The organism is Butyrivibrio sp. INlla21, from assembly GCF_900116875.1.
Lineage (GTDB): Bacteria > Bacillota > Clostridia > Lachnospirales > Lachnospiraceae > Butyrivibrio.
In genome coordinates this window covers 1-6,306 of record NZ_FPCC01000052.1, presented here as the reverse complement: position 1 = coordinate 6,306, position 6,306 = coordinate 1, and the positions used below count along the sequence as shown (strand labels likewise).

Genomic DNA, 6,306 nt, shown 5'->3' with positions numbered 1-6,306 from the left:
TGTCAAGTGTTTTTTGATAAAAAAGTGGGGGATTTTAATAAAAAAGGAATCTGAAAGCCGCATTGTTACTGGCTTATAGATTCCGAGAGTATATTCATAAATTTAGGAGGTATGAAAAAATGCGTTTTTTTATTAAGACTTATCCGGAAGAACCTAAAGCTACAGCGGTCAATATTTTGGGGAATATTGCATGGGCTGTACTGTTTGCTTGCATGTTTTCTTATAAGGTTATTCCATCCGAAGGAATGTACATGGTTTTGGGGATTATCGGATGGGCGGCCGGATCCTTCATAATCAAGGCTATTACCGATAAGATGGCCGGTGAAATGTAATAGTTGCAATTGAATAAAAGCGATGATATTATTTCTTTTGGAAAAAATAATATGAAATGCAGAGTAGACGTTAGTGCGTTAAGTGCTCGGTGAACAGGGAGTTGTCATCGGGACGAAGGATCTTTTTCATGATCCGCGGTACTAATATCGCATCCCGCTGCTACATCGCTTGAGAATAATTATGCCTCCGGTGTGGTTAAAGGAAACTGCAAAGGAGGTAATTTTATGTCTGATTTTACAAACGAAACATTCCAAACAATCAAAACAAATCCCATCTCAAAATTCAAAGAAGTGAAAGTTATGACTTTCTGCGGACTTATGGCTGCTATGGCTATTGTTCTAGGAAAAGTCGCAACTCTTAAATTCGGACCGTATATTAAAGTCGGATTTTCCGGGCTTCCAAACAGAATTGTCGATTACTTATTCGGACCAATAATCGGCGCAATTTTCGGCGGATCGCTTGATATAATCAAATGGTTTTTATCAAGTGACGGAAACTTCTTCTTTGGATTTACCGTTACTGCAATGGTTGCTTCAGTGATCTACGCATTTTTCCTTTATAAGAAGCCTGTTAAATTATGGAGAATTGTAGTCGCAGAGCTATGCGTAAAAGTTTTCTGCAATGTCGGCCTTAATACGTTATGGCTCAACATGCTTTACGGAAAGGCTATTTCATCAATCCTTCCCGGAAGAATTTTGTCCAATTCGATAATGCTTCCGATTGACAGTGCGATCTTGTTTATGATGCTCACGGTTATGAGTAAGGTTGTTAAGCCTTATTTTGAATGATTATTTCAAAGATCAAGATATTTATATATGAATGTCTTGATCTTTTTTAATTAACAAAACGCTAAGATGATATTCACTAAAACATAGGATCTTTTTGCTGAATTATAGCCCAATAAGGTTGTAAAATATTAAAAATATATGCTAAAATATTACAGAGATATTACGGTTGACGCTTATATAAAAAGGAAAGAGAAGGGGAAATGTCAGAAAATAAATTCTTTATGGACACTAATGTGTTCACAGATATTGTTGGTGGTATACGTGGTTCAGCAACTGACTGTAATCTGCAGGATTCTCCGCTTGGTAAAACAAGCGTGTGGGAGGGAACTTCTGTTGGTGAGTATATGAATGAATTGTTGAAGAAGGCTTACGATACTACCCGAATATATCAATCTGAGTCGTCAGAAGCACTTCCACATTCGCTTCAAGTTATCAGAGACAGCATGATAAAAGTTGATAAAGATGCGAGTAAAAGCCTTGACTTAAAAGATAGTAATGTCGGAGGTGAGGTGGTATGAGCATACAATCACGTATAATAAAAGTTTTTAAGGAATGGGTAGAAGGATAATAAAAAGAGATTTCTTGTGAGGAGAATAAATGCGCAGTAAAAAAGAGATTAGCTATGAAATAGATGGCATAGATGCTCAGATTGAAAGACATAGAAAGTTTATTTTTATACTTGAGGAAGTACATAAAAAGATTAAACTAAACTATGATTATATTATCAAAAAAGCATATGAACCAACAAAAAACTATGATTTGTCAGTTCTTAGTAAGTACGGACAAGATGTGCTGAAACAAAGTGAAGAATATCGGAGTAAATGTGTGAAAGAGCTAGAGAAGCCTCTTCGCGATACTTTGAAATTATTATCGGAAATACAAGAAGCTCAAAAGAAAGTGCAAGAAAAGATGAAAGGATACGAGGACAAAAAGAAAGGCCTGGAAGCTGAGCTGGAAAGATTATAAGCGTAAACTTGACATAAACGTGATATTTCACTAAAATTTGTTATCATATAAAACATAAAAGGCTGTGACCGGAATAAGTAAGAATCGCAAGCTGACAACAGAGAACTGCCGGGTGGTGAGAGGCGTAGGTTAAGGGCGATGATGAATACCTCCGTGAGCTGCAGAGCGGAATTGAATTTAATTAACTTAGTAGGCTCTGACGGGACTGACCGTTATATCGGAAGAGTATCGTTCGTGATATTTCGCGGATCGTACTTGCTGAGGCATATGGCGTGAGCTATGTGTGAATGAAGGTGGTAACACGAATTATTCGTCCTTCGCAATCAGTTTTGATTGTGAGGGGCGTTTTTTATTCCTTCGCAATCGTGTAATTATCAGGAGGAAAAGAAATGAAGATTTATGAAGAGTTACAGGCAAGAGGCCTCATCGCTCAGACAACTGACGAAGAGAAGATCAGAGAGCTTGTAAATGCAGGAAAGGCAACTTTCTACATCGGTTTTGACTGTACAGCCGATTCACTTACAGCGGGTCACTTCATGGCGCTTACACTCATGAAGAGACTTCAGATGGCAGGAAACAAGCCTATCGCACTTATCGGTGGCGGTACAACAATGATCGGTGATCCTTCGGGAAGAACCGATATGCGTAAGATGCTTACAAGAGAAGACATCGATCACAACGCAGCTTGCTTCAAGAAGCAGATGGAGAAGTTCATCGAGTTTGGCGAAGGCAAGGCTATGATGGTCAACAACGCAGATTGGCTTCTTAACCTTAATTACGTTGAGCTTCTTCGTGAAGTAGGTGCATGCTTCTCAGTTAATAACATGCTCAGAGCTGAGTGCTACAAGCAGAGAATGGAGAAAGGTCTTTCATTCCTTGAGTTCAACTACATGATCATGCAGTCATACGACTTCTATTACATGTTCCAGAAGTACAACTGTAATCTTGAGTTCGGTGGAGACGATCAGTGGAGCAACATGCTTGGCGGTACAGAGCTTATCAGAAGAAAGCTCGGCGAGGATGCTCATGCCATGACAATAACACTTCTTACAGATTCACAGGGTAAGAAGATGGGTAAGACAGCAGGAAACGCTGTATGGCTCGATCCCGAGAAGACATCACCTTATGACTTCTACCAGTACTGGAGAAACGTATCTGATGCAGACGTTGATAAGTGCATCAAGATGCTTACATTTATTCCTATCGAAGAGATACTTGAGATGGAGAAATGGGACCCCTCAAGAGTCAATGAGAAGAAAGAAATCCTTGCATTTGAGCTTACATCACTCGTTCACGGAAAAGAGGAAGCTCAGAAAGCTCAGGATGCTGCTAAGGCTCTTTTTGCAGGCGGCGGAGACATGGCTAATGTTCCTTCAGTTGCTCTCAAGGAAGAAGACTTCAGAGACGGAGTTGTAGATATCCTTCAGGTTCTTGTTTCTGCAGGACTTTGTGCAACAAGAAGTGAAGCAAGACGTGCCGTTGAGCAGGGCGGCGTAACTGTTGCAGATGCAAAGGTAACGGATGTAAAGACAACATATGACAAGGCTTACTTTGCGGATGGCATTATGGTAAAGAAAGGTAAAAAGTCTTTCAAGAAAGTCACAGCTTAATAGAAGAATATGATCTGAACAAAGTCCGAGGAAATTACTTTTCCTCGGACTTTATTGTATAATTAAGCTGTATTTCATCTTATGAGACTATGAGGTATTGATATGGCCGGAATTAAAGATGTAGCGAAGGCTGCGGGAGTTTCTCCTTCGACGGTTTCAAATGTTCTTAACGGTAGGAGCAATGTCGGAGCCAAGACAAAAGAGCGTGTTCTTAAGATTTGCAAAGAGCTTAATTATGAGCCGAATATCATCGGAAAGAGCCTTAAAACTGGAAGTAACAGGACTATCATGTTTTCTTTTTCCGACTTTGACAGAATGTTCTATCTGTCGATCATTCGCGGTATTTCCGATTACGTTAAGGCTAAGGATTACGATCTTATCATCTGTACCAATAAGAGTACGGATAAATTCATGAATAAGTCTTTTACCAACGGCTGTATATTGTTGGATCGTAGGTGCGCCGATTCCATGCTCCTTAAGAAGGCAGAAAAGAATTATCCAATCGTTGTAATGGACAGGATCATTGAAGTGCCTCATATAAAGAGCGTTGTGATCAACAACTATGCTGCAGAGAGAATGCTCATGGAAGGACTTGTTTCTTGCAAATACAAACGCTTTGCTTATCTCGGCGGCTTTGAGAGTGAGGACAACAGCGCAAGATATAAAGCTTTCAGAGATGTTCTTGAAGAGAACGGAATCAAGTTCAAAAAAGAGAACTACTTCGACGGGGACTATACAGAAAAGAGCGGCTATCAGATGGCGAGGCTTATTATGCTTTCAGAGAAACGCCCCGATGTTCTTGTGTGTGCCAATGATGAGATGGCAATCGGAGCGATGAGAGCCTTTCATGAAAACGGCATCAGAGTTCCGGAAGACATTGCCGTATGCGGTTTTGACAATACAAGGATGGCTGCCGAAAAGGGCGTTACGACCGTTGATATTCCCAATTACGAGAGAGGTTATCTTGCCGCTCAGTACCTTATCGAGATGATCGAGGGTAATGAAAACTATGAACCGTTTTTAATTTCGACCAATGTGAAGTGGCGTTCATCAACAAAAAGACCATAAATACATAACGTTTTACAGGTAAAATATTAGCTGTTTTAGTAAAATAATTTCACGTTTTACTAAAACAGCTTTTTTATTTGAAAATATCACACAAAACGCGGTATCAAAATCGTTATAAAAGCCGAAAATTTTGCGCTATATTGACCCTAAATATCGTGAAGTTCTAGAATAAATATGTAACGATTTACTATTTCGAAAGAAATGGAAGGAGAAGGTTTTATTATGAAAAAGAGCAAGGTTATAGCACTTACACTTATAGCAACAATGATAATAGGTCTTTGCTTAACAGGTTGTGGGGCTAAAGGGGCTGCAAAGAGCAGCGGAAAAATTACAATTTTCCAGTCCAAAACTGAGATCATGACTGATCTTAATCAGCTTGCAAAAGATTATCAGGCTGAGACAGGAGTAGAGGTTGAAGTTTGGGAGACAACAGGCGACAGCTACTACTCAGATCTTAAGACAGGTCTTTCAACACAGGCCGGAGCTACACTTTTCTCACTTCAGCCGGGTGCCGAGTCAAGAGAGATGGCTGACTATCTCGCAGATTTAAGCGATCTTTCTTTTGTAAAGAAGATAGGCGCAGGAATGGCAGATGAGATTGATGGTAAGGTTGTCGGAATTCCTTACACGGTTGAGGGCTTCGGACTTGTTTATAACAAAGATAAGGTTGATGCATCCAAGATCACGACAACAGCAGATCTTATCTCATATCTTGAAAGCAGTGATGCTGAGAATGCACTTGGACTTTCGCAGGAAGATTACTTCCTCATCGCACATATTCTTAATGCACCTTTCGCAGTGCAGCCTGATCCTGACGGATATCTTCAGAGTGTCCTTAACGGTGAAGCAAGAATGAACGACAGCAAGGCTTTCCGGGAATTTGCTCAGCTCATGGAAGCAATCAGAGCAAACTGCAAGAACCCCGTTGATATCACATACGACAATAACTGCGGAGATTTCGCAACAGGAAAAACCGCTATGATACATCAGGGTAACTGGTGCACAGGAATGTTTGCGGATTACGATATAACTTTCGATATGTCACTTGCACCTGTTCCCGTTGAAGGAAATCAGAAGCTTTCCGTATCTGTTCCTATCGCATGGTATGTAAACACAGATGCATCCGAAGAAGATCAGAAGCTTGCAAAAGACTTCCTTGAGTGGCTCTACACATCAGAGACAGGAAAGTCTTACATGATGGATAAGTTTAATTTTATTCCGGTAGTTGAAGGAATGGAGAACAACAATCTCGATCCTATCAACCAGGCTGTATCCGAGGCTGTTATCTCAGGAAATACTATTCCTTGGGTAATGAGCGATTGGCCGGCAGGTATCGTGACAACAGATCTTTCACCTATCACAAAAGAGTTCTTTACTACCGAGATGACAGGTGCCGAGCTTGTTGACAAACTTAATGATGCATTTGTTGCAGCAAAGTAATGTAAGATGATCTCTCGGAATCTTGAGTGATCATGCCAGCTAAATTCTGGCAATTGAACTTTGACAAGTGAATATTACCCAAGATGAAAAAAAGATGCAAA

The 6,306-nt window shown here is 40.2% G+C and carries 7 protein-coding genes, 1 riboswitch and 1 other annotated feature; all 7 genes read left to right on the top strand.

The features are described 5' to 3' along the window. Positions 1–119 precede the first annotated feature (119 nt). The 7 genes from BM377_RS15845 (at position 120) to BM377_RS15815 (ending at position 6,205) form a co-directional block, all read left to right on the top strand. Entirely contained in the window at positions 120–332 is a 213-nt protein-coding gene (locus BM377_RS15845) for a hypothetical protein (protein WP_092250935.1), read from the top strand. 57 nt (positions 333–389) lie between these two features. After that, positions 390–494: riboswitch (THF riboswitch) on the top strand. Between the two features lie 63 nt (positions 495–557). After that, the gene (locus BM377_RS15840; RefSeq protein ID WP_092250933.1) at positions 558–1,121 is read left to right on the top strand and encodes a folate family ECF transporter S component; all 564 of its coding nucleotides are present in this window, start codon (positions 558–560) and stop codon (positions 1,119–1,121) included. A gap of 200 nt (positions 1,122–1,321) precedes the next feature. Beyond that, positions 1,322–1,639, top strand: coding sequence for a hypothetical protein (locus BM377_RS15835; RefSeq protein ID WP_092250931.1), 318 nt, complete (start codon positions 1,322–1,324; stop codon positions 1,637–1,639). A gap of 79 nt (positions 1,640–1,718) precedes the next feature. Next, the gene (locus BM377_RS15830) at positions 1,719–2,087 is read left to right on the top strand and encodes a hypothetical protein (RefSeq protein ID WP_092250929.1); all 369 of its coding nucleotides are present in this window, start codon (positions 1,719–1,721) and stop codon (positions 2,085–2,087) included. A gap of 55 nt (positions 2,088–2,142) precedes the next feature. Continuing rightward, positions 2,143–2,408, top strand: a binding site (T-box leader). Positions 2,409–2,476: 68 nt separating this feature from the next. After that, the gene (gene tyrS / locus BM377_RS15825) at positions 2,477–3,697 is read left to right on the top strand and encodes a tyrosine--tRNA ligase (protein ID WP_092250927.1); all 1,221 of its coding nucleotides are present in this window, start codon (positions 2,477–2,479) and stop codon (positions 3,695–3,697) included. Between the two features lie 102 nt (positions 3,698–3,799). Beyond that, the gene (locus BM377_RS15820; RefSeq protein WP_092250925.1) at positions 3,800–4,765 is read left to right on the top strand and encodes a LacI family DNA-binding transcriptional regulator; all 966 of its coding nucleotides are present in this window, start codon (positions 3,800–3,802) and stop codon (positions 4,763–4,765) included. Positions 4,766–4,987: 222 nt separating this feature from the next. Further along, positions 4,988–6,205 (top strand): ABC transporter substrate-binding protein, encoded by a 1,218-nt coding sequence (locus BM377_RS15815; protein WP_092250923.1) that lies wholly within the window; start codon positions 4,988–4,990, stop codon positions 6,203–6,205. Positions 6,206–6,306 lie beyond the last annotated feature (101 nt).